The 24806-nt window shown below is 65.6% G+C and carries 24 protein-coding genes; 5 read left to right on the forward strand and 19 right to left on the reverse strand.

Annotation, left to right across the window (positions count from 1 at the left end; translation table 11 throughout):
- Positions 1-225: 225 nt before the first annotated feature.
- Both BM315_RS10235 and BM315_RS10240 read right to left on the reverse strand, forming a co-directional pair.
- Entirely contained in the window at positions 226-1893 is a 1668-nt protein-coding gene (locus tag BM315_RS10235) for a bifunctional protein-serine/threonine kinase/phosphatase (protein WP_090500536.1), read from the reverse strand.
- A 215-nt stretch (positions 1894-2108) separates the two neighbouring features.
- A complete protein-coding gene (locus tag BM315_RS10240; protein WP_090500538.1) occupies positions 2109-3320 on the reverse strand; it encodes a nitrate/nitrite transporter in 1212 nt (403 codons plus the stop codon).
- A gap of 716 nt (positions 3321-4036) precedes the next feature.
- Here BM315_RS10240 and BM315_RS10245 point away from each other — a divergent pair.
- Positions 4037-4591, forward strand: a complete 555-nt coding sequence (locus BM315_RS10245; protein ID WP_090500540.1) for a hypothetical protein — start codon at positions 4037-4039, stop codon at positions 4589-4591.
- 39 nt (positions 4592-4630) lie between these two features.
- Here the strand turns inward: BM315_RS10245 and BM315_RS10250 are convergent, their stop codons facing one another.
- The 5 genes from BM315_RS10250 to BM315_RS10270 are packed head-to-tail and all read right to left on the reverse strand — an operon-like array spanning position 4631 to position 9683.
- Positions 4631-4969, reverse strand: a complete 339-nt coding sequence (locus BM315_RS10250; protein ID WP_090500542.1) for a cytochrome C oxidase subunit IV family protein — start codon at positions 4967-4969, stop codon at positions 4631-4633.
- A gap of 35 nt (positions 4970-5004) precedes the next feature.
- Positions 5005-5712, reverse strand: a complete 708-nt coding sequence (locus tag BM315_RS10255) for a heme-copper oxidase subunit III family protein (protein ID WP_090500544.1) — start codon at positions 5710-5712, stop codon at positions 5005-5007.
- A gap of 4 nt (positions 5713-5716) precedes the next feature.
- Complete coding sequence (locus tag BM315_RS10260) at positions 5717-6406, reverse strand: cytochrome c oxidase subunit 3 (protein WP_090500546.1); 690 nt, start codon at positions 6404-6406, stop codon at positions 5717-5719.
- Positions 6403-8178, reverse strand: a complete 1776-nt coding sequence (gene ctaD, locus BM315_RS10265; protein ID WP_090500548.1) for a cytochrome c oxidase subunit I — start codon at positions 8176-8178, stop codon at positions 6403-6405. The genes BM315_RS10260 and ctaD overlap by 4 nt, the downstream gene beginning before the upstream one ends.
- A gap of 41 nt (positions 8179-8219) precedes the next feature.
- Positions 8220-9683 (reverse strand): c-type cytochrome, encoded by a 1464-nt coding sequence (locus BM315_RS10270; RefSeq protein ID WP_090500550.1) that lies wholly within the window; start codon positions 9681-9683, stop codon positions 8220-8222.
- A gap of 305 nt (positions 9684-9988) precedes the next feature.
- Between BM315_RS10270 and BM315_RS10275 the strand changes: the two genes are divergently transcribed.
- From BM315_RS10275 to BM315_RS10285, 3 genes are all read left to right on the forward strand, one after another.
- Positions 9989-11353, forward strand: a complete 1365-nt coding sequence (locus BM315_RS10275) for a pyridoxal-phosphate dependent enzyme (protein WP_212632946.1) — start codon at positions 9989-9991, stop codon at positions 11351-11353.
- Between the two features lie 97 nt (positions 11354-11450).
- Positions 11451-12608, forward strand: coding sequence for a trans-sulfuration enzyme family protein (locus BM315_RS10280; protein ID WP_090500553.1), 1158 nt, complete (start codon positions 11451-11453; stop codon positions 12606-12608).
- A gap of 124 nt (positions 12609-12732) precedes the next feature.
- Positions 12733-13206, forward strand: a complete 474-nt coding sequence (locus BM315_RS10285) for a YbhB/YbcL family Raf kinase inhibitor-like protein (RefSeq protein ID WP_090500555.1) — start codon at positions 12733-12735, stop codon at positions 13204-13206.
- 6 nt (positions 13207-13212) lie between these two features.
- On the opposite strand, the gene BM315_RS10290 is transcribed toward BM315_RS10285, so the two are convergent.
- The 8 genes from BM315_RS10290 to BM315_RS10325 form a co-directional block, all read right to left on the reverse strand.
- On the reverse strand, positions 13213-13884 hold the full coding sequence (locus BM315_RS10290; protein ID WP_090500557.1) for a thioredoxin domain-containing protein: 672 nt from the start codon (positions 13882-13884) through the stop codon (positions 13213-13215).
- Positions 13885-13922: 38 nt separating this feature from the next.
- Positions 13923-14753 carry a putative Fe-S cluster assembly protein SufT gene (gene sufT / locus BM315_RS10295; RefSeq protein ID WP_090500560.1) on the reverse strand — a complete coding sequence of 277 codons (831 nt, stop codon included), beginning with the start codon at positions 14751-14753 and terminating at the stop codon, positions 13923-13925.
- A 3-nt stretch (positions 14754-14756) separates the two neighbouring features.
- The gene (gene sufU, locus BM315_RS10300) at positions 14757-15212 is read right to left on the reverse strand and encodes a Fe-S cluster assembly sulfur transfer protein SufU (RefSeq protein ID WP_090500563.1); all 456 of its coding nucleotides are present in this window, start codon (positions 15210-15212) and stop codon (positions 14757-14759) included.
- Positions 15209-16474: a cysteine desulfurase gene (locus BM315_RS10305; protein WP_090500565.1), complete on the reverse strand. Its 1266-nt coding sequence runs from the start codon at positions 16472-16474 to the stop codon at positions 15209-15211. Before BM315_RS10305 ends, sufU begins: the two co-directional genes overlap by 4 nt.
- Positions 16471-17790 carry a Fe-S cluster assembly protein SufD gene (gene sufD, locus BM315_RS10310; RefSeq protein WP_090500567.1) on the reverse strand — a complete coding sequence of 440 codons (1320 nt, stop codon included), beginning with the start codon at positions 17788-17790 and terminating at the stop codon, positions 16471-16473. Before sufD ends, BM315_RS10305 begins: the two co-directional genes overlap by 4 nt.
- Positions 17787-18548 carry a Fe-S cluster assembly ATPase SufC gene (gene sufC / locus BM315_RS10315; RefSeq protein WP_090500569.1) on the reverse strand — a complete coding sequence of 254 codons (762 nt, stop codon included), beginning with the start codon at positions 18546-18548 and terminating at the stop codon, positions 17787-17789. Before sufC ends, sufD begins: the two co-directional genes overlap by 4 nt.
- A 15-nt stretch (positions 18549-18563) precedes the next feature.
- Complete coding sequence (gene sufB / locus BM315_RS10320; protein ID WP_090500572.1) at positions 18564-20012, reverse strand: Fe-S cluster assembly protein SufB; 1449 nt, start codon at positions 20010-20012, stop codon at positions 18564-18566.
- A gap of 117 nt (positions 20013-20129) precedes the next feature.
- Positions 20130-20444 (reverse strand): Rieske (2Fe-2S) protein, encoded by a 315-nt coding sequence (locus tag BM315_RS10325; RefSeq protein ID WP_090500574.1) that lies wholly within the window; start codon positions 20442-20444, stop codon positions 20130-20132.
- Between the two features lie 126 nt (positions 20445-20570).
- On the opposite strand from BM315_RS10325, the gene BM315_RS10330 reads away from it, so the two are divergent.
- A complete protein-coding gene (locus BM315_RS10330) occupies positions 20571-21242 on the forward strand; it encodes a helix-turn-helix transcriptional regulator (protein WP_090500575.1) in 672 nt (223 codons plus the stop codon).
- Positions 21243-21510: 268 nt separating this feature from the next.
- Here the strand turns inward: BM315_RS10330 and BM315_RS10335 are convergent, their stop codons facing one another.
- The 4 genes from BM315_RS10335 to BM315_RS10350 form a co-directional block, all read right to left on the reverse strand.
- The gene (locus tag BM315_RS10335) at positions 21511-21960 is read right to left on the reverse strand and encodes a thioesterase family protein (protein ID WP_090500577.1); all 450 of its coding nucleotides are present in this window, start codon (positions 21958-21960) and stop codon (positions 21511-21513) included.
- 109 nt (positions 21961-22069) lie between these two features.
- On the reverse strand, positions 22070-22759 hold the full coding sequence (locus BM315_RS10340; protein ID WP_090500578.1) for a polysaccharide lyase family 7 protein: 690 nt from the start codon (positions 22757-22759) through the stop codon (positions 22070-22072).
- Positions 22760-22984: 225 nt separating this feature from the next.
- Positions 22985-23779 (reverse strand): ABC transporter ATP-binding protein, encoded by a 795-nt coding sequence (locus BM315_RS10345; RefSeq protein ID WP_090500580.1) that lies wholly within the window; start codon positions 23777-23779, stop codon positions 22985-22987.
- Between the two features lie 14 nt (positions 23780-23793).
- Positions 23794-24786 (reverse strand): ABC transporter permease, encoded by a 993-nt coding sequence (locus BM315_RS10350; protein WP_090500581.1) that lies wholly within the window; start codon positions 24784-24786, stop codon positions 23794-23796.
- Between the last annotated feature and the right edge of the window lie 20 nt (positions 24787-24806).

Raw genomic sequence — 24806 nt, forward strand, 5'->3', positions numbered from 1 at the left:
AGTCACCTAGCGAGGACGCCTTTGTCCAAGTCCCGTTTTCTCGGGAAGTGCGGCCTTCATCGTTGAAGGAGACACTTGATTGAAATTTGCCAATGTCAATGCAGGGCTTGTGCCAACTTGGCAAATGTCTGCATATCCGCGGGGTAGAGCGGGTTTTTGCGGCTGTGTGGCTGTCTTGTCGCACCGGTATAAGGCGTGTTGCGCTTTTCTGGTGCGTCTGCAGGACTACTTCAGCAGTAGCACCAGCAGGATCAGGTTCACGAGTAAGGACACCAGGGCCACGGTGCGCCAGACTTTCACCGGCTCGCGCTCGAGCAAGGGGCGCGGCCTGCTGCTCAGGGACTGGCGCTCGCCTTGCTCCAGGGCCAGCAGCCACTCCTCGGCGGTCTCGTAACGCTGCTTGGGGTCGGCGTTGACGGCGCGGCTGAGGCTCTCGTCGATCCAGTTCGGCAGGTCGGGGCGATAGCGACTGGCCGGCGTCGGGCTGGCGAAGCGTGGATGCTGGAAGGCCTCGATCTCGCCATAGGGGTAGTGGCCGGTGAGCAGGTGATAGAGGGTCACGCCCGCAGCATAGAGGTCGTGTTGGGCGCCGGGTGCGGCGCCGGTAAAGGCCTCCGGGGCAATGTAGCTGGGGGTGCCGGGCAGGTCGTGAGCCTCGTCGCGGGACAGGCCGGGGCAGTAGGCCAGGCCGAAATCCAGCATGCGCAGTTCGCCGTCGTCACCCCATAACAGGTTTTCCGGCTTGATGTCGCGGTGCAGGATGTTGCGCCGGTGCAACATGCCCAGGGCTCTGACCAGGCGCGGGGCGAGATCCAGCCACTCGGGCAAACCGAGGGGGCCGGACAGGCGCACCTGTTCGGCCAGGGTCTGCCCGGCGTATTCGCGCTGCACGTAGTACAGGTGCTGGCGTTGCGGCAGGGGATGGACTTCGGCGAAGTAGCGCCCGGCCACCCGGCGCAGGAACCATTCCTCGAGCAGCAGGGAAGGGCCGGCTTGCGCTTCGTCGGCGCGACTGCTGGGCAGGGTCTTCAACAGCCAGCGGCGGGCCTGAGCATCGCGCACGCGGTAGATCAGCGACTGGCGCGACTCGGCCAGCAAGCGCTCGACCTGCCAGCCTTCGAAGTCCTGGCCTTCGCGCAGTTTGGGCGGCAAGGGCCAATGCTCGAGTTGCGCCAGGGTATCGGCCAGGGCGCTTTCCGGCAGGCCTTCGATCCGCACCAGCAGGGCGCTGGCATTGTCCTGGCTGCCGGCCAGGTGAGCGGCGCTGACCAGGGCGCGGGTCGCGGCGGCGGGGTCCTGCTCATCGTGCAGGATGCGCTGGATGCCCGGGTCGCCGAGTGTCGCCCAGACGCCATCGCTGACCATCAGGAAGCTTTCGCCCTCGCGCAGTTCGCCGTCCAGATAGTCCACCACCAGGTGTTGGTCCAGGCCCATGGCGCGTTTGAGCACATGTTGCATGCCCTGTTGTTCCCACACGTGGTCTTCGCTGATGCGCTCGAGTTGGCCGCCGTGCCAGCGATAGGCGCGGCAGTCGCCGACATGCGCCAGGGTGAAGCGCCGGCCGCGCAGGACCAGGGCGGTCAGGGTGGTCAGCAGCGGTTGGCCGCCGCCATTGGCTTGCAGCCAGCGATTGTGCGCGACCAGCAGGCGATCCAGCGATTGCGCCACCGCCCAGGTTTCCGGGGTGGCGTAGTAGTCCAGGGCCAGCGCTTGCAGGGTTGCTCGAGCGGCCAGGCCGCCGTCGGCGCATTGGCTGACACCGTCGGCCAGGGCGAACAGATAGCCTTTGCTCGCCGCCAGGGCCGGAGCCGGGGTCACCACGCGAATGGCGTCCTGGTTCTCTGGGCGCGGGCCGGTAGCGCTGGCTTCGCCGAAGGTGAGTTGCAGGGCCATGGAGGTTTTTCCTGAGAGGATGGGTTGAGGCAAAGGCGGGGCCGGGGCATGGCTGCAGGGTTGGCCGTTGCCGGTTTCACCCATCGTTCCTGACCAGTGCGATTCAACTCTGCCAGTCAGCCCCGCCTTTGCCTCAACCCTCCGTTGATTGGTGGGGCGCGCAGCAGCTGGCTGGCGATCAGGTCGCCAGCCAGCGGCCGCTTATGCAGTTTCCATCAAACGCGGGCGGCGGTCACTGCGGCCGAGCCCCAGGTGGTGCGCCAGCGACGTTTGACGCTATACAGGCCGAACCAGGCCAGTACACCGAGGCTGGCAAAAAACCACAGGGCCAACTGATAGTCGCCGGTCTGTTGTTTGATCGCCCCCAGGCCTGCGGCCAGGAGGAAACCGCCGATACCGCCGGCCATGCCGATCAGGCCGGTCATCACGCCAATTTCGCGGCGAAAGCGCTGCGGCACCAACTGGAACACCGCACCATTGCCTGCACCCAGGCCGAGCATGGCAGTCACGAACAGGGCCAGTGCCACCGTTGAGCTGGACAGGTTGAAGCCGACGGCGGCTATGCTCAGCGAGGCGACGCTGTACATCACCAGCAGGGAGCGGATACCGCCGATGCGGTCGGCCAGGGCGCCGCCAAGAGGGCGCATCAGGCTGCCGGCGCAGACGCAGGCGGCCGTATAGTAGCCGGCGGTCACCGGATTGAGGCCGTACTGGTCGTTGAAATAACCAGGCAGTGCACTGGCCAGGCCAATGAAGCCGCCGAAGGTGACGCTGTAGAAGAACATGAACCACCAGCTGTCGCGGTCACCCAGGGCCTTGAGGTAGTCGGCCATGGATTTCGGCTTGGGCCGTTCGGGTGCATTCTTGGCCAGGGCGGCGAAGATCAGCAGGGTGAGTAGCAGCGGAATCAGGGCCCAGCCGAACACGTTCTGCCAGCCGAACAAGGCTGCCAGGCCGGGCGCGAACAGCGCCGCCAGTACCGTGCCGGAGTTGCCCGCACCGGCGATGCCCATGGCTTTACCCTGGTGCTCGGGCGGATACCACTGCGAGGCCAGTGGCAGGGAGACGGCAAAGGCGGCGCCGGCAAAGCCGAGGAACAGGCCGAGCAACAAGGTTTGCTCATAACTGCTGATGCCGATCTGCCAGGCGCAGAACAGTGCCGTTATCACCACTACCTGGCCCACCAGGCCGGCGGTTTTGGGCGACAGCCGATCGGCCAGCAAGCCCATGAAAAAGCGCAGTACTGCGCCGGCCAGAATCGGCGTGGCGACCATCAGGCCGCGTTGCTGCGCAGTCAGCTCCAGATCGGTGGCGATCTGCACCGCCAGCGGCCCAAGCACGTACCAGACCATGAAACTCAAGTCGAAATAGAGGAAGGCAGCAAACAGCGTCGGAGTGTGGCCGGCTTTCCAGAAACTTTTATTCATCGAATACCTCGTCAGCAAAAAGGATCCCGGCCTAGTGCGGTGCGTCGTGGTCGTGGACACGACGGCCGCACTCGCCGGGGAGGCATTGCACTTGTGGTGCAAGGCCCTGCGGCCGAGGCCACAGCTGGGTTGAGAGAGCGACAAGCGGAACCTCTGGATCGCAAAGGGGCCGCCAGCCCCGGGCGGTGGGGCAGAAACTAAAAAACGCCGCGTCACCATTCGCACTGGGCGAGGGTGAGGCGACGTCTTTGTCGTTCATGAGAACAGCCGCCATTGGCTGTCTATGGCAATGCTTTAGCAAGAGCCAAGCCAACATGGGAATTCGGCGATTTACCGGGGGAGGTGGAAGCTGCGGCGTCCTTTTGGTGGTGTAAAAAGGCGCATGGTGCTTGTTTGTGCGCCGATATGGGGCGAGCTGGTGGGTCGCGCTGGTGCGGTCGGCTCCCGGGATATGCCGGCATGGCTCCGTCGGTCAGATAGTCCGTTCGCCGCGGTGATGCCCCTCATCGATGGCATGCGCTCTATAACCGAGCGTCCAGGGTTGTTTTTGATTTTATGCCTTGACTTTTGGATATTTTGTGTTTTTTGCGCGATGCTATACTTGTAGATGGTCGAGAAAGAAGAAGTCTAGGGTCTACATAGGCAAGACGCTGGCTGTCACTGTCGACTGATCGAGGCAATGGTGGACTGCAGCTAAGCGAGATGGGAGGCAGGTCATGAATCGGCACTATTACACCAGTGACAATCTCGACGAACTCGAAACCGTTGAGCAGGAGTTGGAGGCCAAGGGCATCAGCACCGAGCAGATTCATGTGCTCAGCGAAAAGGATGCCGATGTCGAGCGACATCACCTGCACGATGTACCCTCCTTCATGAAGCAGGATGTCGTTCACTCCGGGGAGATCGGTGCGGTTGTCGGTGTGGTACTGGCCGCGCTGGTTCTCGGTGGCGCCTACCTGCTGGGCTGGACCGCAACCGCGGCGGGATGGGTGCCCTTTATCTTCCTGGCGATCGTGCTGCTGGGGTTCTGTACCTGGGAAGGTGGCTTTTTCGGTATCCAGGTGCCCAATGCCCACTTCCGCCGTTTCAGGAACAAGTTGCAAGAGGGCAAGCACGTCTTTTTCGTCGATGTCGAACCGGAGCAGGAAGTCGTGCTGGAGCAGGTGGTCAACCATCATCCGAAGCTGAAGGTTGCCGGAACGGGAACGGCAGCCCCGCACTGGATCGTGGCCTGGCTGCATAGATGGCATCAGTTCAAACGAACGATCTAACCCCTGCTCGTAGTTGCTATTGCCACACCCACGGGATCATCAGGGCGATCCCGTGGGTGTGCCTTGCCCGAAGAAGATCACCCGGCTGAGGAAAATGTAGTCCGCCTCGCTGGCCATGAGTCCCACCAGCACCAGCAGGCACAGGGGCGGCAGCAGAATGGCGTAGACCATGGCCAGGCGCTCCCAGGCCATGTGCATGAAAATGGCGACGATCAGGCCGGCCTTCAGCAGCATGAAGGTGATGATCAGCGACCACCTGAGATAACCGGCGAAGTGGAAGTAGTCGACCAGGTAGGACAGGGTGCTGAGGACGAATAGCAGCCCCCAGATCTTCAGGTACAGGCTGATCGGGTGCTGTTGTCCTGTTTGTGTGGTCATGGCCAATGCTCCTCTGCAGCGCTAAGTGTCAAGCGTTACCACAGATAGAAGAAAGCGAAGATAAACACCCACACCAGGTCGACGAAGTGCCAGTACAGCCCGGCGATCTCGACGTTCTGGTAGTTGCCGGAGCGTTCGTAGTCCCCGCGCAAGACTTTCCCCGCGACGATGCACAGGTAGAGCACGCCGATCGACACGTGCAGACCGTGGAACCCGGTGATCATGAAAAAGCTCGCGCCAAACTGCGCCGCACCCATGGGGTTGCCCCAGGGGCGCACGCCCTCGGCGATCAGCTTGCTCCATTCGAACGCCTGCATGCCGACGAAGGCCGCGCCGCAGAAGGCGGTGGCCAGCATCAGCGCGGCGGTCATGCGGCGGTTGCGGCGATAGGCGTAGTTGACCGCCATGGCCATGGTGCCGCTGCTGCTGATCAGTACGAAGGTCATGATGGCGATCAGGATCAGCGGGATGTGGTTGCCGGCGATGGTCAGGGCGAAGACTTCGCTGGCGTTCGGCCAGGGCTCGGTGGTGGTCATGCGCACCGCCATATAGCCAGTCAGGAAGCAGGTGAAGATAAAGGTGTCGCTGAGCAGGAAGATCCACATCATCGCCTTGCCCCAGGGCACCTGCTTGAACGCATCCTTGTCCGACGCCCAGTCGCCGGCGATGCCCTGCCAGCCCGCAGCCGATGCATCGGGCGCAAGTGCCGGGCGGTCGGTGGGTGTTGCTGAGTGCGCTGCCATGGCTTCACCTCAGGCCGCAGAATGCGGCGATGGCCTCATAGGTTTGCGGTGTGCTGGTCAGCAGGGCGAAGAGCAGCAGCCACAGCCCCAGCAGGTAATGCCAGTAGATGGCGCAGAGTTCAACGCTGCCGGCGAGCCGCGCCAGGGGCGCGTGGCGCAGGAACTTGCCCAGAGTTCTGCCCCAGGCCACCAGGCCGCCCAGCAGGTGCAGGCCGTGCAGGCCGGTGAGCAGGTAGAAGAAGCTGTTGGCCGGGTTGCTAGCGACGAAATAGCCCCAGGCGGCGAATCGTTGCCAGACCCAGAGCTGGCCGAGCAGAAAGGCGATCGCCAGCACCCCGCCCAGGCCGAAGCCGGCCAGCGTCGCCTGCGCATGGCCCCGCCTGGCGGCCACCCGCGCCCATTGCAGGGCGATGCTGGCGCCTACTAGCGCCGCAGTATTCAGCCAGAGCGCGCCGGTGTGGGCCAGGGGCGCCAGCGGCTCGGTCAGGGGCAGCCAGTCGGGTACCTGCGCGCGGATGATGAAGGCGACCAGGAACAGCAGGAACAGCGAACTGACCACCACCAGCAACAGGCGCAGGCCGACTTTCGCGGTGTGTGCCCTGTCCACTCCGGCAGGGCTGGGGCTACCCGCGCCGGGATGCCAGCTGCCACTGGGGTCGATGCTGTCGGTGTTTCTCAGGAGCAGCCGGTTCATGGTCGTTCACCCGTCGGCGCAGTCTTGGCGCCGCGTCGCCTCATCTGCTCGAGCTCCTCGGCGGACACCGTCTGCGGGACGAAGTCCTGCTCGATCCCCGGCACGCTGTAGTCATAGGCCCAGCGGTGCACCACCGGCAGCTTGGCGCCCCAGTTGCCGTGTACCGGCGGGGTCTGCGGCGTCTGCCATTCCAGGCTGGTCGCTTGCCAGGGGTTGCCGCCGGCGGCTTTGCCGTTGAACGCACTCCAGAACAGGTTGAACAGGAACAGCAACTGGGCCACGCCGACCGTCAGCGCGGCGACGGTGATGAAGGCGTTCAGGTCCTGCGCCGACTGCGGAATGAACGCGTAGTCCTCGTAGGCGTAGTAGCGCCGCGGCATACCGAGGAAGCCCAGGTAGTGCATGGGAAAGTAGATGGCGTAGGTGCCGAGGAAGGTGATCCAGAAGTGCAGCTTGCCCAGGCGCTCGTTCATCATCCGCCCGGTGATCTTCGGGTACCAATGGTAGATGGCGCCGAACACCACCAGGATAGGCGCGACGCCCATGACCATGTGGAAGTGGGCGACGACGAAATAGGTGTCCGACAGCGGGATATCCACGATCACGTTGCCGAGAAACAGCCCGGTCAGGCCGCCGACCAGGAAGGTGAGGATGAAGGCCAGGGCGAACAGCATGGGCACGGTCAGGTGGATGTCGCCCTGCCACAGGGTCAGCACCCAGTTGTAGACCTTCAGCGCGGTCGGCACCGCGATGATCAGGGTGGTGGTGGCGAAGATGAAGCCGAAGTAGGGGTTCATGCCGCTGACATACATGTGGTGCGCCCAGACCACGAAGCTGAGTACGCCGATGGCGACTATCGCCCAGACCATCATGCGGTAGCCGAAGATGTTCTTGCGGGCATGGGTGCTGATCAGGTCGGAGACCAGGCCGAAGGCGGGCAGCGCGACTATGTAGACCTCCGGGTGGCCGAAGAACCAGAACAGGTGCTGGAACAGGATCGGGCTGCCGCCCTGGTGCTCCAGCGACTGGCCCAGAGAGATGATCGCCGGCATGAAGAAGCTGGTGCCCAGCAGCTTGTCGAACAGCATCATCACCGCGCTGACGAACAATGCCGGGAAGGCCAGCAGAGCCAGGATCGAGGCCATGAAGATGCCCCAGACCGACAGCGGCATGCGCATCAGGGTCATGCCGTGGGTGCGCGCCTGCAGCACCGTGGTCACGTAATTCAGGCCGCCCATGGTGGCGGCGACGATGAACACCGCCAGCGACACCAGCATCAGCACGATGCCCCATTCGGTGCCCGGGGTACCCTGGGTGATCGCCTGCGGCGGGTAGAGCGTCCAGCCCGCGCCGGTTGGGCCGCCGGGGGCGAAGAAGCTGGCGAGCAGGATCAGCACCGAGAGCAGGTAGAACCAGTAGCTGAGCATGTTGACGTAGGGGAAGACCATGTCGCGCGCGCCCACCATCAGTGGGATCAGGTAGTTGCCGAAGCCACCGAGGAACAGGGCGGTCAGCAGGTAGATGACCATGATCATGCCGTGCATGGTCATCGCCTGATAATAGGCGCCGGCGTCCATGAACCCGATGCTGCCGGGGAAGCCCAGCTGCAGGCGCATCAGGCCGGACAAGACCAGGGCGATCAGGCCGACGAAGATCGCCGTCAAGGCATACTGAATGGCTATGACCTTGTGGTCCTGGCTCCAGATATAGCGGGTCAGGAAGCTCTTGGGTTGGTGTAGCTCCTCTGTTTCGACCTGTTCCGCGTAGGCCATCACGTCATCCTCCGGGTGAGGGTTGAGTGCATATTGGCGGCTTAGGGTGCTGCTCCCGGTGTGCTGTCGCCTTCGCCGGCGCTGGACTTGATCAACGCGAGCAAGGCGTCGAGTTCATCATCGGTCAGGTCGAAGGCCGGCATGACCGGGGTAAAACCCTTGACGATCACCGCGCCGGGATCGCGAATGGATTCCTTGAGATAGGCCTCGTCGACCTCCACCGAGCTACCGTCGGCAAGGGCCTGGGTCTTGCCGTACAGACCCCGCCACGTTGGCCCGACGCCCGGCTTGCCATCGAGGCTGTGGCAGGTCAGGCAACCGAGGGAACCGGCCAGTTGCCGACCCTGCGCCGCCAGGTCATCGGCGGTTGCCGCTGCGCCGGTCGGGGCCTGTTGCTCTGGCGTCGCGCCGCTGAGCGACTTGATCAGGGCGAGCAGCGCATCCAGTTCCGCCTGATTGAAAGTGTAGGCCACCATGACCGGCGGATAGCCTTGCACCAGCTTGGCCTTGGGCTCGCGGATCGATTCGATCAGGTAGGCCTCGTCGACCTGCACGCTGCTGCCGTCGGCCAGCCGCTCGCTGCGGCCATACAGATCCTTCCAGCTCGGGCCGAGGCTGGCGCTGCCATCCAGGCTGTGGCAGGCCAGACAGCCATGGTTCTGCGCCAACTGGCGGCCCAGCTCCAGCACGCTTTCGCGGCTGGGCTTGGCGGCGCTACTCAGGGTCTGGGCAAAGGTCGGCTGGCTGTTCAGCCACTGCTCGAAGGCCGCAGGCTGCTCGACGATCATGCTGCCGCGCATATTGTAGTGGGCCAGGCCGCAGTACTCGGCGCAGAGCACGTCATAGCTGCCGAGTCTGGTCGGGGTGAACCAGAAGTAGGAGACCATGCCGGGCACCATGTCCATCTTGCTGCGGATCTGCGGGACATAGAAGTTGTGCAGCACGTCCTTGGAGCGCAGCAGCACCTTCACCGGCCGATCGAGCGGCAGGTGTACCTGATTGTTGCGGATCAGCACATCGTCCTGCCCGGCGGGGTCGTTGGGGTCGAGACCGAGGGGATTGTTGCTGCCGATCCATTTCACGTCCGACTTGCCCAGTTGGCCATCCTGGCCGGGAAAGCGGAAAGACCACTGCCACTGCTGGGCGACCACTTCCATTTCGTGGGCGTCTGCCGGAACCCGGACGAAGTCGTGGTAAACCACCAGGCCAGGCGCGAGCAGGCCGATGATGCCGACGCTGGTGATGCCGATCAGCCACCATTCCAGCTTCTTGTTTTCCGGCTGATAGGCCGCCCGGCGCCCCTCTTTATGGCGGTAGCGGATGATCGCCAGTGCCATGAACAGGCTGACGGCAACGAAGAACAGACCGGTGATGAGCAGGGTGATGAGCAGGGCGGCGTCTATCGAGCCCCAGTTGGACGCCGCTTCCGTCGCCTGCCAGGGACTCAGTACGTGGAACAGTACCGATGCGACGACGATGAGCACCAAGACAATTGCAAATACCATGTGTTTTGCATCCTGTTCCTGTCGCGCACTGGCTCCACAAACATCCTGCCAAACAGCAATGTCGAATAGATCGTCAATTCGGCCAGCGATTCATCCCGTGTCGCGCCTGGCCCGGTTAGCGGGTCGACGAGCAACGCTGGGGCAAGTATAGGGGAGGAAAAGTCCCGCTGCCCAAGTCGCCCGCAGGGGGGCCGGCGAGGGCTCGTCGGTCGGCCGGATTGGCTCTCTGCCGGTGCAGCACCTATAAATTAAGGCGTAATCCCGACTGGGCAATGCGATCGACTGGGTCGCGGAGGGCCAAGACGATGTCCGCCAATCCCTTGCTCGACATGATCGGCAACACACCGATTTTGCCGCTGACCCACCTCGACACCGGCCCCTGCCAGCTGTTCGTCAAGCTGGAAAACCAGAACCCCGGCGGCTCGATCAAGGACCGCATCGCCCTGACCATGATCGAGGCCGCCGAACGCAGCGGCCAGCTGCAGCCGGGCGGCACCATCATCGAGGCCACCGCCGGCAACACCGGCCTGGGCCTGGCCCTGGTCGCCGCGCAGAAGGGCTACCGCATGCTGCTGGTGGTGCCGGACAAGATGAGCCGCGAGAAGATCTTCCACCTCAAGGCCCTCGGCGCCGAGGTGCGCCTGACCCGCTCGGATGTCGGCAAGGGCCATCCCGACTACTACCAGGACCTGGCGCGCAGCATCGCCGCGCAGACCCCGGGCGCCTTCTATATCGACCAGTTCAACAACCCGGCCAATGCCTGGGCCCACGAGAGCGGCACCGGTCCGGAAATCTGGCGGCAGATGGAACAGCGGGTCGATGCCGTGGTGGTCGGCGTCGGCTCCGGCGGCACCCTCGGCGGCCTGACCCATTTCTTCCAGAAGGTGGCGCCCCGGGTCGAGATGGTCCTGGCCGACCCGGCAGGCTCGGTGCTGGCCGACTACGTGGAGACCGGCCGCTTCGGCGCGGCCGGCAGCTGGCTGGTGGAGGGCATCGGCGAGGACTTCGTGCCGAGCATCGCCGACTTCGCCCTGGTCAAGCGCGCCTACCGCATCTCAGATGCCGAGAGCCTGCACACCGCGCGCCTGCTGCTCAAGGAGGAGGGCGTGCTGGCCGGCTCCTCGTCCGGCACCCTGCTGGCCGCCGCCCTGCGCTACTGCCGCGAGCAGACCAGCCCCAAGCGGGTGCTGACCTTCGTCTGCGACAGCGGCAACAAGTACCTGTCGAAGATGTTCAACGACTACTGGATGATCGACCAGGGTCTGATCGAGCGGCCCAAACAGGGCAACCTGCGCGACCTGATCGCCCGGCGCTACGACGAAGGCACCACCGTCACCTGCAAACCCGACGAGACCCTGGCGGCGGTGTACGGGCGCATGCGCTTCCACGACATCGACCAGGTACCGGTGATGGAGGGCGATCAGGTGATTGGCCTGATCGACGAGTGGGACCTGCTGCGCGCGGTCAAGGACGCCCCCGCGCATTTCCAGCTGGCGGTGCGCGAGGCCATGGTCAGCAAGCTGCAGACCCTCGACCCGGACGTGCCGCTGGAGCGCCTGCTGCAGACCTTCGACGAGGGCCATGTGGCGCTGATCGTCGAACAGGGCCGCTTTCTCGGCCTGATCACCAAGAGCGATGTGCTCAACCTCTGGCGCCGCACCCTGCGCTGATGGTCGCTTCGTAGGATGGGTCGGGCCGCGTAGGTTGAGCACAGCGATACCCATCCGGCCTTGGCCGCGCCCGGACTTGATGAATACAGGAGCCAGCATGAGCGAATTCGAAACCCTGACCGTGCACGCCGGCTACGAGCCGGACTGGACCGGCGCGGTGATGCCGCCGATCTACGCCACCTCGACTTTCCGCCAGCAATCGCCCGGGGTGCACGCCGGCTACGAATACGGGCGCAGCCAGAACCCCACGCGCCAGGCGCTGGAACGGGCCATCGCCGAGCTGGAGGGCGGTGCCCACGGCTATGCCTTTTCATCCGGCCTGGCGGCCTGCGCCACGCTGCTGGAGCTGCTGCCGGCGGGCAGCCACATAGTCGCGGTGGACGACCTCTACGGCGGCACCTACCGCCTGTTCGAGCGGGTGCGCAAGCCCGACGCCGGCCTGCAAATCAGCTACGTCCCGGCCGATGCCGACACGGCCACCCTGGCCGCCGCGCTCAGGCCCGAAACGCGGATGATCTGGGTCGAGACCCCGACCAACCCGACCCTGAAACTCTGCGACCTGGCCCAGGTCGGCCAGCTCGGTCGCGCCCGCGGCATCCTCACCGTGGCCGACAACACCTTCGCCTCGCCCTACCTGCAACGGCCGCTGGAACACGGCTTCGACATAGTCGTGCACTCGGCGACCAAGTACCTCAACGGCCATTCCGACGTGATCGCCGGGCTGGTGGCTATCGCCGACCGCGCCGAACTGGCCGAGCAGTTGAGCTTCCTGCAGAACTCGGTAGGCAGCATCCTCGATCCCTTCTCCAGCTTCCTCTGCCTGCGCGGCATGCGCACCCTGGCCCTGCGCCTGCAACGCCACGTCGCCAACGCTGGCGAGCTGGCCGCCTGGCTGGCGCGCCAACCCCAGGTCGCCTCGGTGCTCTATCCCGGCCTGCCCAGTCACCCGCAGCACGACCTGGCGGCGCGGCAGATGCGCGGCGCCGGTGGCCTGATCAGCCTGAATCTCGCCACCGACGGCGAAGGCGCCCGGCGCTTCCTCGAGGCCACCCAACTGTTCACCCTGGCCGAGAGCCTGGGCGGGGTGGAAAGCCTGATCAGCCTGCCGGCCAAGATGACCCACGCCTCCATCCCCGCCGAACGCCGCGCGCAGCTCGGCATCGGCGACAACCTGGTGCGCCTGTCGGTGGGCATCGAGCATGTCGAGGATCTGCGCCGCGACCTGCAGCAGGCGCTGGCGGCCATCGCGCCTTGAGCACGACCGCATGGCGCCTCGCGGCGCTGACGGGGGTGTGGCTGGCTATAGTTTTCTTATGCTTCCTTAACCGGGCAGGGGTGCCGAGTGGGTGCCAATGTCCGCTCGACGAGGAGTAACGGCCATGCCCATGACGCTCAGTTCCGCCGCTTTTCCTGACTGGGGCGCGATCCCGCGGCGTTATACCTGCGAGGGCGAGGATATCTCCCCGCCGCTGGCGTGGAGCGGCGTGCCGCCGGGCAGCGAGAGCCTGGTGCTTATCGTCGACGACCCGGACGCACCGGACCCGGCCGCGCCCAAGATCACCTGGGTGCACTGGCTGCTGTACAACCTGCCGCCGACCACCGGCGAGCTGGCGGAAGACCTGCAGACGTTGCCGCCCGGCACCCTGCAGGGCCGCAACGACTGGCGCAAGACCTGCTACGGCGGGCCCTGTCCGCCGATCGGCACTCACCGCTATTTCCACAAGCTCTACGCCCTGGACTGCGTCCTGGCGGATCTCGGCCGGCCGACCAAGGCCCAGCTCGAAAGCGCCATGCAGGGCCATGTCCTGGCCCAGGCCGAGTTGATCGGCACCTATTGCAAGACGCGCCGCTGAGAATTCTCAGCCCGCCTCCTGCATTTTCAGGCAGTGTTGCAGCAGCGCGGCCGGGTTGGGGAACTTCGGCGCCTGGCCAAGGCCGCCGTACAACGGGTCGCTGTGCGCGGCGAACAGCCGGGCGGCCACTGCCGGCAGGTCCTCTTGCGCAGGCGCCTGAGCCGCCAGCAGGCGCGCCTCGAGGGTCTGGTAACCCTGGAGAAATTGCCCGGCCTGCTGCCGCAGCGCCGTGCGCTGCTGTTGCCAGGCCTCGCCCAGCTCGCGCAGGACCCGGGCGAAGCCAGGGCGGCCGTAGCCGTCCGCGGGCGGGAAGTAGGTGCCGGCGAAGAACGGCTCGCCCTGCGGGGTGAGGAACACCGTCAAGGGCCAGCCACCGCCCTGGCCGAGCATCTGCAGCGCACCCTGGTAGAGTTCGTCGAGGTCGGGGCGCTCCTGGCGGTCGACCTTGATGTTGATGAAGTACTGGTTCATCAGGCGGGCGATCTCCGGGTTGGTGAACGACTCGTGGGCCATCACATGGCACCAGTGGCAGGCGGCATAGCCCAGCGACAGCAGGATCGGCTTGTCCTCCTCGCGCGCCCGGCGCAAGGCCGCCTCGCCCCAGGGGTACCAGTCGACCGGGTTCTCCGCGTGCTGGCGCAGATAGGGCGAGCTTTCCCCGCTCAGTCGATTGCTCATGACGGCTTCCTCACACGTGGTTCTTCACCGCAGGCCCCTCATAACAGGCCGAGCTGCAGGCGCGCCGCCTCGGACATGCGGCTCTGGTCCCAGGGCGGCTCCCAGACCAGCTCGACCTCGACCTGGCTGACCCCGGGGAGCGCCTGTACCTTGGCCCGGGCCTCTTCCTTGAGCACGTCGCCCATGCCGCAGCCGGGCGCGGTCATCGACATCTTGATGCTCACCCGCTGGCCGCCGTCCTCGAGCGGCTGCGCCTGGCACTGGTAGATCAGCCCGAGATCGACCACGTTGACCGGAATTTCCGGGTCGTAGACGGTCTTGAGCGTCTCCAACACCTGCTGGATGTCGAAGGCGCCGGCCGCCGCCGGTAGCTCCGTCTGCAGCGCTTCCAGCCCGAGGGCGTCGGCATGCTCGCCGGCGATCCGGGCTAGCTGGCCACTGGCGGTCCTCACCGTGAAGCTGCCGCCGAGCGCCTGGGTCACCAGCACCCGCTCGCCCTGCTTCAGCAGCAGCGGCTCGCCGTGGGGAATCAGGGTGGCGGGGCAGTCGCGCCTGAGTGCCTGCGGCAGGGTCTGGGCTGGCCGGTTGGGGTTGGCAAAGTACAGGCCGGTACCCTGCAGGCCTTCCCGGTAGTCGATGGACAGGCCATGGGCGCGTTGCGCGCTGAGCGGATCGAGCAGCAGGCAGATGCCGTCCACCTCGACGGCGATGTCGCCCTCGGCGCCGGGCTCGAATAGCAGCTCATGGGCGAAGTGCGGGTCGATCTTCAGCCGCAGCCAACTGCCGCCGCCCCGGGCCAGGGCGTCGGCCAAGGTCTGGCGGGCCGCCTCGCTGAGGCGAATGTGCGGGTTCGGGTGTTCGCTGTTCATGGCTTACTCCGTCGAGACCGGCGCAGGGTCGCCGGCGAGGGCGCTGCGCAGGGTGTGCCAGGCCAGGCTGGCGCATTTGACCCGTAGCGGGAACTCCCAGACCCCGGCCAGCACCGCCAGTTTGCCGAGCGCCTCCGCGGGCAGCTGACTGTTCGGCCCCTCGGTGAGCAGCATATGCACGCGGGCGAACAGCTCCAGTGCCTGCTCCTGGCGCATGCCCTTGACCGCCAGGGTCAGCAGGGAGGCCGAGGCCTGGGAAATGGCGCAGCCTTCGCCCTGGAAGGCGATGTCCTCGATCACCCCGTCGACGAGTTTCAGCTCGAGCCTGAGCTGGTCGCCGCACAGCGGATTGAAGCCCTGCGCCGTATGGCTGGGGGCCTCGATCCGGCGGAAATTGCGCGGCCGCTTGCCGTGGTCGACGATCACCTCCTGGTACAGCTCGCGCAGTGCGTCGCTCATCGAAACACCTCCTGCACCTTGGCCAGGCCGGCCAGCAGCGCATCAATGTCCTGCTCGTTGCTGTAGCAGCCGAGCGAGGCGCGGGCGGTGGCGGCCAGGCCGTAGCGTTGCATCAACGGTTGGGCGCAATGATGGCCGGTGCGGATGGCGATGCCCTCGCGGTCGAGGATGGTGCCGATATCGTGCGGATGGATGCCGTCGAGGACGAACGAGAGCACGCCGATCTTGTCCCGTGCGGTGCCGATCAGCCTGAGCCCGGGTACCGTCGCCAGGGCCTCCTGGGCGTAGGCCAGCACGGCCTGCTCGTGGGCGGCCAGGGCGTCTGCGTCGAGCCCGCCGAGGAAGTCGATCGCCGCGCCCAGGCCGATCGCGCCGACCATGTTTGGCGTGCCGGCCTCGAAGCGGTATGGCGGCTTGTTGTACAGGGTCTTGTCGAAACTGACCGAGAGGATCATGTCGCCGCCGCCCTGGTAGGGTGGCATCGCCTCGAGCAGCTCGCGGCGGCCGTAGAGCGCGCCTATGCCGGTGGGACCGTACATCTTGTGCCCCGACAGGGCGTAGAAGTCGCAGCCCAGCGCGCGCACGTCGAGCTGCAGGTGCGGAGCGGCCTGGGCGCCGTCGACCAGCACCGGCGCGCCCTGGGCGTGGGCCAGTTCGACGATGGACTGGATCGGGTTGACGGTGCCGAGCACGTTCGACACATGGCTGATGGCCAGCAGCTTGGTCCTGGGCCCGATCAGCCGTTCCAGTTCATCCAGCTGGAGTTCCCCGGCGTCGTCGATCGGCGCCACCCGCAGCCGCGCGCCGCTCTGCTCGCAGAGCATCTGCCAGGGCACGATGTTGGAGTGGTGCTCCATGGCGCTGATCAGCACCTCGTCGCCCGCGTGCACATGCACCTTGCCGTAGGTCTGCGCCACCAGATTGACCGCTTCGGTGGTGCCGCGGACGAAGACGATCTCCTCGGCGTGCGCGGCGTTGAGGAAACGCTGGACCTTGGCCCGCGTCTGCTCGTAGGCCTCGGTGGCGCGCAGCGAGAGGTAGTGCACGCCACGATGGACGTTGGCGTTCTCCTCGAGGAAGAAGCGCGACATGGCGTCGATCACCGCCTGGGGCTTCTGGCTGGTGGCGGCGCTGTCGAGGTAGACCAGCGGCTTGCCGTAGATGCGCTGGGCGAGGATCGGGAAGGCCTGGCGCAAGCGCTCGACCTGATAGGGCTCGAAGCGCTGCACCAGGGGCTGCAGGCTGCTTTCGCGCTCGCTCATGGCGCCACCTCCAGGCTGCGCAACTGCACGGCGACCAGGCGCTCCACCCGGCTGCGCAGCGGCGCCAGGCGGATCGCTTCGAGCATCTCGCTGACGAAGGCGTGGGTCAGCAGCGCGCGCGCCGCCGGCTCGGTCAGCCCGCGCGAGCGCAGGTAGAAGATCGCCTGTTGATCCAGCTGGCCGACGGCGGCGCCATGGGCGCACTTGACGTCATCGGCGAAGATCTCCAGGCGCGGCTGGGCGTTGGCCTGGGCCGTCGCCGACAGCAGCAGGTTCTTGATGGTCTGGCTGGCGTCGGTCTTGAGCGCGCCCGGGCGCACGATGATGCGGCCGTCGAAGACCCCGTGGCCGCGGCCGCCGATCACCCCCTTGTAGCGCTCGCGGCTGGTGCAGTAGGGCGCCAGGTGCTCGATGCAGGTCTGGTTGTCCAGATGCTGCTCGCCGCCGGGCAGGTACAGGCCGTCCAGGGCTACCCGGGCGCCGGGGCCCTCGAGCGCGATCCGCACCTCGTGGCGGCCGATGGCCCCGCCGCAGGCCGTCAGGTGCGCGCTGAAGCGGCTGTCCCGGGCCTGGCGCACGTCCAGGCGGGCGAGATGGAAGGCGCTGCGGCTGGCGTCCTGCAGGCTGTAGTGCTCAAGCTCAGCGCCGGCCTCGAGCACGACCTGGCTCAGCGCGTTGCTCAGGTAGATCCCGGCGCCGCTGGCGACATGGCTTTCCACCAGACTCGCGCGGCTGCCGGCGCCGAGCTGGATCAGGGCGCGCGGATGCACCGCCAGCGGCGCAGCGTCCGAATCGACGAGGAACACCAGGTGGATCGGCCGCTCGAGCGTGCAGTGGGCGGGGATCTGCAGCACGGCGCCGTCCTCGCCGAGGGCGGCGTTGAGCGCGCCGAAGGCATGCGGCGCCACCTGCAGCACACGCGCCAGCAGGGGCTCGAGCACTGCGCGCTCGGCGTCCGGCAAGGCCGCCAGGTTGCTCAGGCGCACGCCCACGGGCAGCCCGGCCCGCGCCGAGAGCGGCGCGGCGAAATGGCCATTGACGAACACCAGCCGCGGGCCGCCGTAGTCGCCGACCAGCTGCGCGAGGCGGGCGGCGGACAGGCGCCGGTTCGGCTGCGCGGCGGCCGGCTGGAACGGCACCGCGAGGATGGGCGCGACCCGGGTGTACTTCCAGGCTTCGTCCTTGGCCGTGGGAAAACCGTGCTCGGCCAGCCATTGCCAGGCCGCGCCGCGCAATTGCCGGCGCCAGGCGGGTTGGCGGGCCGGCTCGGCGGCTTGCAGGGCCGTCAGCAGGGGCACCTGGGTTGCACTGCTCATGGCCGTTGCCCAGGCGCCGGCGCCGCGTCGAAGTGGGCGTAGCCGTGCTGCTCCAGCTCGACGGCCAGGGCCTTGTCGCCGGACTGGACGATCCGCCCGTTGGCCATGACGTGGATGTAGTCGGGCACTATGTAGTCGAGCAGGCGCTGGTAGTGGGTGATCAGCAGCAGCGCGCGGTCCGCGCTACGCAGGGCGTTGACCCCGGCGGCGACGCTGCGCAGGGCATCGATGTCGAGGCCCGAATCGGTCTCGTCGAGGATCGCCAGGCTGGGTTGCAGAACCGCCATCTGGAAGATCTCGTTGCGCTTCTTCTCGCCGCCGGAGAAACCCTCGTTGAGCGCACGGTTCATCAGCTCCGGATCCATCTCGACCAGTTGCATGCGCTCCTTGGCCAGGGCGAGGAAGTCCATGGCGTCCAGTTCCTCCTGCCCGCGCTGGCGGCGCACGGCGTTGAGGGCGGTGCGCAGGAAGTACAGGTTGCCGACCCCGGGAATCTCCACCGGGTACTGGAAGGCCAGGAAGATCCCGGCAACCGCGCGCGCTTCCGCCGCCATGGCGAGCAGGTCACGGCCCTGGAAACGCACCTGGCCGCTGACCCGATAGGTCGGGTTACCGGCGAGCACCTGGGCCAGGGTGCTCTTGCCCGAGCCGTTCGGCCCCATGATCGCGTGCACCTCGCCGGCCTCGATGCGCAGGCTGATGCCGCGCAGGATCTCGCTGCCCTCGACGCTGGCGTGCAGGTTCTCGATCTCCAGCATGCTCCACCTCCGGCCTCAGCCGACGCAGCCTTCCAGGCTGACGCTGAGCAGTTTCTGCGCCTCCACCGCGAACTCCATCGGCAGTTCCTTGAACACCTCGCGGCAGAAGCCGTTGACGATCATCGGCACCGCGTCCTCCTCGCGGATACCGCGCTGGCGGCAGTAGAACAGCTGCTCGTCGCCGATCTTCGAGGTCGAGGCCTCGTGTTCGACCCGGGCGCTGGGGTTCTTCACCTCGACATAGGGGAAGGTGTGCGCGCCGCACTGGCTGCCGAGCAGCAGCGAGTCGCACTGGGTATGGTTGCGCGCACCGCTCGCCGCCTTCTGCACCTTGACCAGGCCGCGGTAGGTGTTCTGCCCGTGGCCGGCGGAAATGCCCTTGGACAGGATGGTGCTGCGGGTGTTGCGGCCGATGTGGATCATCTTGGTGCCGGTGTCGGCCTGCTGGTGGTTGGCGGTCAGGGCCACCGAGTAGAACTCGCCGACCGAGTCGTCGCCCTGGAGGATCACCCCGGGGTACTTCCAGGTGATGGCCGAGCCGGTCTCGACCTGGGTCCAGGAGATCTTCGAGTGCGCGCCGGCACACTTGCCGCGCTTGGTGACGAAATTGAAGATGCCGCCGCGGCCTTCGGCGTCGCCCGGGTACCAGTTCTGCACGGTGGCGTACTTGATCTGCGCGTCGTCCAGGGCGACCAGCTCGACCACCGCCGCGTGCAGCTGGTTGGTGTCGCGCATCGGTGCGGTGCAGCCCTCCAGGTAGCTGACGTAGGCGCCTTCCTCGGCGACGATCAGGGTGCGCTCGAACTGGCCGGTATCGGCGGCGTTGATGCGGAAGTAGGTCGACAGCTCCATCGGGCAGCGCACGCCCTTGGGCACGTAGCAGAAGGAACCGTCGGAAAACACCGCCGAGTTCAGGGTGGCGAAGAAGTTGTCGCTGTAGGGCACCACCGAGCCCAGGTAGCGGCGCACCAGTTCCGGGTGTTGCTGCACCGCCTCGGCGAAGGAGCAGAAGATCACCCCGACCTCGGCCAGCTTGTGCTTGAAGGTGGTGGCCACCGACACCGAGTCGACCACCGCGTCCACCGCGACGCCGGTCAGGCGCTCCTGCTCGGCCAGGGAGATGCCGAGTTTGCCGAACATCTCGCGCAGCTCGGGGTCGACCTCGTCGAGGCTCCTGGGCCCCGGGGTTTTCGGCTTGGGCGCCGAGTAATAGATGATGTCCTGGTAGTCGATGGGCGCGTAGTGGACGTTCTGCCAGGTCGGCTCGCGCATGCTCAGCCAGTGGCGGTAGGCCTTCAGGCGCCAGTCGAGCAGCCACTGCGGCTCGTGCTTCTTCGCCGAGATCTGGCGGATCACGTCCTCGTTGAGCCCGCGCGGGGCGGCGTCGCTCTCCAGGTCGGAAACGAAGCCGTACTTGTAGGCGCGGCTGCTGAGTTCACGGATTTTGGCATTGTCGGTGCTCATCGTTGCCTCCTCGTGCTGCTGGCAACTGCCTTCAACTATACCGCTTTGAACACTTTGGAAAGAATGTTCTTTACAAAGTATAGATTCCCTGAACTGCCTGGGCTGGCGGAGCGGTCATCAAGGCTCGGGCCGGCGCAGCAGGATGTCGTCACCGTCCACGCGTACCTCGAAGCGTTCGACGCAATAGGCCGAGTCGGTGAGGCATTCGCCGCTGCTGACGTCGAACTCGTAGGCGTGTACGGGGCAGGTCACCACGCTGCCGCACAGGCTGCCTTCGCCCAGCGCACCGTCCTCGTGCGGGCAGTCGTTGTGGATGGCGTAGAAGCGGCCGTCGACATTGAACAGGGCGACCGGCGTCGTCCCCAGGTAGCGGGTCGTGCCGCTGCCGGGGGCGATGTCGCCTACCCGGGCGACCTTGACGAATTCACTCATGGCGTTCCTCCGCCTCGCGACCGCACGGCGCGCGGTGGCCAGACGCGACCGTTGGCTAGACGAATAAGTCTAGATTGCCAATAATTTACTGTACAAAGTTTGCACACTTGCAGAAAGGACGGGGCGATGGACGTTGCCAGCAGCAAGACCGAGTTGCCCACTTGCGCACGGGAACGGGTTATGTTGCTGATCAAGCGCGACGGCCCGCAAACCGTGGCGCGGCTGGCCCGGCAGTTGGGCGTGAGCAGCATGGCGGTGCGCCAGCAACTGGCCCTGCTGAGTGCCGAGGGTCTGGTCGCGTTCAGCGACGAGCCGCGCCGGATCGGCCGGCCGGCACGGGTCTGGCGGCTGACGGCCAAGGCCGATGCGCGTTTCCCCGATCGGCATGGCGCCCTCGCGGTCTACCTGCTGCAGGGGGTGCAGAGCGCCTTCGGCGAGGCAGGCTTGCAGCGCCTGACCGCTGGCTGGACGCGCCAGCAGTTGGCGGCTTACCGCGCACAGATGCCCGCCGCGGACCTGCCGCTGGCACAGCGGGTCGCCGCGCTGGCACGTATCCGCTGTGCGGAAGGCTTCATGGCCGAGTGCCGGCCCGCCGCGGATGGCGTGCTGGAACTGGTGGAAAACCACTGCGCGATCGCCCAGGCGGCGACCGTCTGCCAGCGGCTCTGCGGCGGCGAGCTGGCGCTGTTTCGCGAGCTGCTCGGCGAGGGGGTCAGGGTCGAGCGCGGCGAACACCTGCTGGCGGGGGACCACCGCTGCACCTACCGCATCTTCAGTAGCCGCGACGCGCCGCCGTAGGGGCGCTCGCCCAGTCTGCGATGCAGCGCTGGCTCCTATAAAAAACCTCATGCCCCATAGAATCAATGACATGCGGGTTGTTTTATAAGAGATCCCCCGTCGTCCAGACGCTGCGCTGTCGCGCAGCAGCGGGGGAAGTTGCGTCTGTCGGCTTGTAGGCTTGTAGGTACTTGCAGGAGCGGGCCATGCCCGCGATGCGTTTCGCGGGCATGGCCCGCTCCTGCAGGTCTTTGTGCGGATTAAATTTATCTATAAACAATGAGTTATTTCAGTTCGACAAGAGCCAGTTGACCTTGGGGAATTTGCTGCTGAACACCGTCGGCATCTCTACCACCTTGCCGAGCCTGTAGTCGAAGAACACGAAGCCCGACTTGGCCATCGCCACCAGGCTGCCGTCGGCCGGGCGGGTGATGCGGAAGGTAATGTCGCCGCCGTACTTGTTGAAGTCCATCACGCCGACCTCGAACAGCAACTGATCGCGCGCATGGGCTTCGGCGCGGTAGGTGGTGGCCAGGTCGGTGACGATGATGCCGGTGCCATCTGCGCGGGTTTCGCCGATGCCGAACTCGAACAGGAAACGCGCCCGTGCCTCGGAAATCATCGAGATCATCGAGTCGTTGCCCAGGTGGTTGGCGGCATTGATGTCGGTCACGCGCACGGTCAGGTGGGTGCTGTAGCAGTATTGGTCTTCGGGGAACTCGAGTTTCAGGCGGGCCATGGGCAGCTCTCGTGCAGGCGGGATAGGGCGGCGCAATTGTACGTGGGCTTTCATCGATTTCGCCCTATCGGCCCGGTGAATGATGCCCCGCCCTGGCTACCCGTTGGCCTCAGCGGTGCAGGGAGTTCAAGTGATAGAAGGTCACCCGTCCGCCTTCGTTGGAGGGGCCGTAATTGTCCTGAATATAGGCGCCGGCCTTGAAGTACAGTTGTTCCTTGCTCCAGTACGCGCTCAATTGCTGATAGAGCGAGCCCTTGTCGCCGTCACTGCTCTGGACGCTGACGCCAAGCTTGCCGCTCGGCGTGATGCGCAGCTTATAGCTGAAGCGCTCGTTCAACTGGATGTTCTCGGCCAGCAGGATGTTCTGTACCTCGGCATCGCCCGGGCGTTTGCGCAGCAACAGTTCCAACCGGCCGACGCCGCGCCGGTAGTGGTATTGCAGTTTGGCCAGCGGGTCGTTGTCGCTGCCGGGTTCGTCCTTGCTGTGGATCTGGCCGATGACGACCTTGTTCTGGCTCGGCACCTGGTTGATCGTCAGCACTGCGCTCAGGTAGTTGTCGGCGCTGTAGTAGTACCAGTTGCTCAGCGTGCCGTCGGCCTGGGTTTCGCGCAGCTCGCTACGCGGGTAGCGGGCGTCGGCGGTATGCGAGCCGTCGACCGGCACCCAGAAGGTGAGGCTGCCGTCGTCATTGCGGCGCATGTATTGGCTTTCGTAACCGTTGTTCAGGCGCGGGGTTTCGATGGTGGTGGGGGATGGGTCGGTGGGAACCGAGAGGTTCCAGGTGGTGAGATCGAGCACGACTGATCCTTAATGATCTTGAACGACTGTGAATGGCTGGGTTTCGGTGGCCGCCAGCGCAGTAAGTTCAATCGGATCGGGAATTTCTCAACCAGGCTGCCGGGATCGATCGAGCTGGTTGGCCGGGAATTCTGGGTGTCTAGGGGAGATGCTTCTTGGTCCGGATTCAGGTGGCACCACCCACACTTGCCGTGTGGGTGGTGCGGACTCGTACAAGGGTACAGCTCAAGCCGCCGGACGCTGCTGCTTCTGGTAGAGGAACTCCAGCACGGCGGCGCGGTATTCGTGATAACGCGCGTCATGGGCCAAGGCAATGCGCTCGCGCGGGCGCTGCAGTTGTATGTGCAGGATTTCGCCGACACTGGCCGCCGGGCCGTTGCTCATCATGACGATGCGGTCGGACAGCAGCACGGCCTCGTCGACATCATGGGTGATCATGATCACGGTGTTGCCCAGTTCGGCGTGGATCTCCATCAGCGAATCCTGCAGATGGGCGCGGGTCAGGGCGTCGAGGGCGCCGAAGGGTTCGTCCATCAGCAATACCTTGGGCTGCATGGCCAGGGCGCGGGCGATGCCGATGCGCTGTTTCATGCCGCCGGAGATCTCGCTGGGGCGCTTGTCCTTGGCGTGCATCATGTGCACCAGTTCCAGGTTGTGCTCGATCCAGTCGCGCATTTCGCCGCGCGATTTGCTGTTGCGAAACACCTGGCGCACCGCCAGTTCGACGTTCTGGTAGCAGCTCAGCCAGGGCAGCAGGCTGTGGTTCTGGAACACCACGGCGCGCTCGGGGCCGGGTTCGTCGACCTCACGGCCGTCGAGGATGACCCCGCCGGTGGTGGCCTGGTACAGACCGGCGACGATGTTCAGGACGGTGGATTTGCCGCAGCCGGAGTGGCCGATCAGGGAGACGAACTCGCCCTTGTCGATGCGCAGGTTGACGTTCTGCAGCGCGCGGTACAGGCCCTTGTCGGTGGGGAAGTCGATGCCGACGCCGGTCAGTTCGAGGTGTGAATGGCTCATGGGAGGTCTCCTGATTAGCGCAGTACGGCGTTCTTGTCCCAGCTGAACTGGCGTTGCAGCAGGAGCATGAGGCGGTCGAGGGCGAAGCCGATCAGGCCGATGACGATCACCGCCACCATGATCCGGCCGAGGGAGCTTGCGCTGCCGTTCTGGAACTCGTCCCAGATGAATTTGCCCAGGCCCGGGTTCTGCGCCAGCATCTCGGCGGCGATCAGCACCATCCAGCCGGTACCGAGCGACATGCGCAGGCCGGTGAAGATCATGGGCACGGCGGCGGGCAGGACGATGCGCCGCACATGCGACAGCGGCGACAGGCTCAGCACCTTGCTGACGTTGTTCAGATCCTGCTCGATGCTGGCCACGCCCACCGTGGTGTTGATCACCGTCGGCCACAGGCAGCACAGCGCCACGGTGATGGCCGAGGTGAGGAAGGATTTGGCGAACAGCGGATCGTCGCTGACATACAGGGCGCTGACCAGCATGGTCACCAGAGGCAGCCAGGCCAGTGGGGAGACCGGTTTGAACACCTGGATCAAGGGGTTGATGGCGGTGTAGATGGTCTTGCTCAGGCCACAGACGATACCCAGCGGAATGGCGATCAGCGAGGCGATGGCAAAGCCGGCCATGACGGTGTAGAGGCTGGTGAAAATCTGCTGAACGAAGGTTGGTTTGCCGGTATAGGGGCGCACCTTCACCTCGGCGTCCGGGTTTTTCGCCAGCAAGGCGGCGTTGCGTGTGTCCTGGCGCTCGTAGAAGACCCGGGCCTTTTCCCGCTCCCTGAGGTGGGCGCTGACCAGGCCGGAGAACTGTTCGGAAACCTGCACCGGTCCAGGGAACTGGCCGAGGCTGGTCTGAATGTTGTTGGCTACCAGCTGCCAGCACAGCAGGAAGCCGATAATTCCGAGCAGGGGCAGGATCAAGGGCGGTGCCCAGCGCTTGAGGAGCGCACTGCTGCGCGCCGTTTTCAGTGTTTCGGTTATCGGGGTGGCGACGCTCGGATTGCTCATCGTCCTGTCCTCTTTGTTGG

Source organism: Pseudomonas borbori (assembly GCF_900115555.1).
In the GTDB taxonomy this organism is placed as follows: Bacteria; Pseudomonadota; Gammaproteobacteria; order Pseudomonadales; family Pseudomonadaceae; genus Aquipseudomonas; species Aquipseudomonas borbori.

Bases quoted from the DNA above. Each gene is read 5' to 3' on its own strand.
- BM315_RS10235 (WP_090500536.1), bottom strand. From the start codon at position 1,893: ATGGCCCTGCAACTCACCTTCGGCGAAGCCAGCGCTACCGGCCCGCGC.
- BM315_RS10240 (WP_090500538.1), bottom strand. From the start codon at position 3,320: ATGAATAAAAGTTTCTGGAAAGCCGGCCACACTCCGACGCTGTTTGCT.
- BM315_RS10245 (WP_090500540.1), top strand. From the start codon at position 4,037: ATGAATCGGCACTATTACACCAGTGACAATCTCGACGAACTCGAAACC.
- BM315_RS10250 (WP_090500542.1), bottom strand. From the start codon at position 4,969: ATGACCACACAAACAGGACAACAGCACCCGATCAGCCTGTACCTGAAG.
- BM315_RS10255 (WP_090500544.1), bottom strand. From the start codon at position 5,712: ATGGCAGCGCACTCAGCAACACCCACCGACCGCCCGGCACTTGCGCCC.
- BM315_RS10260 (WP_090500546.1), bottom strand. From the start codon at position 6,406: ATGAACCGGCTGCTCCTGAGAAACACCGACAGCATCGACCCCAGTGGC.
- ctaD (WP_090500548.1), bottom strand. From the start codon at position 8,178: ATGGCCTACGCGGAACAGGTCGAAACAGAGGAGCTACACCAACCCAAG.
- BM315_RS10270 (WP_090500550.1), bottom strand. From the start codon at position 9,683: ATGGTATTTGCAATTGTCTTGGTGCTCATCGTCGTCGCATCGGTACTG.
- BM315_RS10275 (WP_212632946.1), top strand. From the start codon at position 9,989: ATGTCCGCCAATCCCTTGCTCGACATGATCGGCAACACACCGATTTTG.
- BM315_RS10280 (WP_090500553.1), top strand. From the start codon at position 11,451: ATGAGCGAATTCGAAACCCTGACCGTGCACGCCGGCTACGAGCCGGAC.
- BM315_RS10285 (WP_090500555.1), top strand. From the start codon at position 12,733: ATGCCCATGACGCTCAGTTCCGCCGCTTTTCCTGACTGGGGCGCGATC.
- BM315_RS10290 (WP_090500557.1), bottom strand. From the start codon at position 13,884: ATGAGCAATCGACTGAGCGGGGAAAGCTCGCCCTATCTGCGCCAGCAC.
- sufT (WP_090500560.1), bottom strand. From the start codon at position 14,753: ATGAACAGCGAACACCCGAACCCGCACATTCGCCTCAGCGAGGCGGCC.
- sufU (WP_090500563.1), bottom strand. From the start codon at position 15,212: ATGAGCGACGCACTGCGCGAGCTGTACCAGGAGGTGATCGTCGACCAC.
- BM315_RS10305 (WP_090500565.1), bottom strand. From the start codon at position 16,474: ATGAGCGAGCGCGAAAGCAGCCTGCAGCCCCTGGTGCAGCGCTTCGAG.
- sufD (WP_090500567.1), bottom strand. From the start codon at position 17,790: ATGAGCAGTGCAACCCAGGTGCCCCTGCTGACGGCCCTGCAAGCCGCC.
- sufC (WP_090500569.1), bottom strand. From the start codon at position 18,548: ATGCTGGAGATCGAGAACCTGCACGCCAGCGTCGAGGGCAGCGAGATC.
- sufB (WP_090500572.1), bottom strand. From the start codon at position 20,012: ATGAGCACCGACAATGCCAAAATCCGTGAACTCAGCAGCCGCGCCTAC.
- BM315_RS10325 (WP_090500574.1), bottom strand. From the start codon at position 20,444: ATGAGTGAATTCGTCAAGGTCGCCCGGGTAGGCGACATCGCCCCCGGC.
- BM315_RS10330 (WP_090500575.1), top strand. From the start codon at position 20,571: ATGGACGTTGCCAGCAGCAAGACCGAGTTGCCCACTTGCGCACGGGAA.
- BM315_RS10335 (WP_090500577.1), bottom strand. From the start codon at position 21,960: ATGGCCCGCCTGAAACTCGAGTTCCCCGAAGACCAATACTGCTACAGC.
- BM315_RS10345 (WP_090500580.1), bottom strand. From the start codon at position 23,779: ATGAGCCATTCACACCTCGAACTGACCGGCGTCGGCATCGACTTCCCC.
- BM315_RS10350 (WP_090500581.1), bottom strand. From the start codon at position 24,786: ATGAGCAATCCGAGCGTCGCCACCCCGATAACCGAAACACTGAAAACG.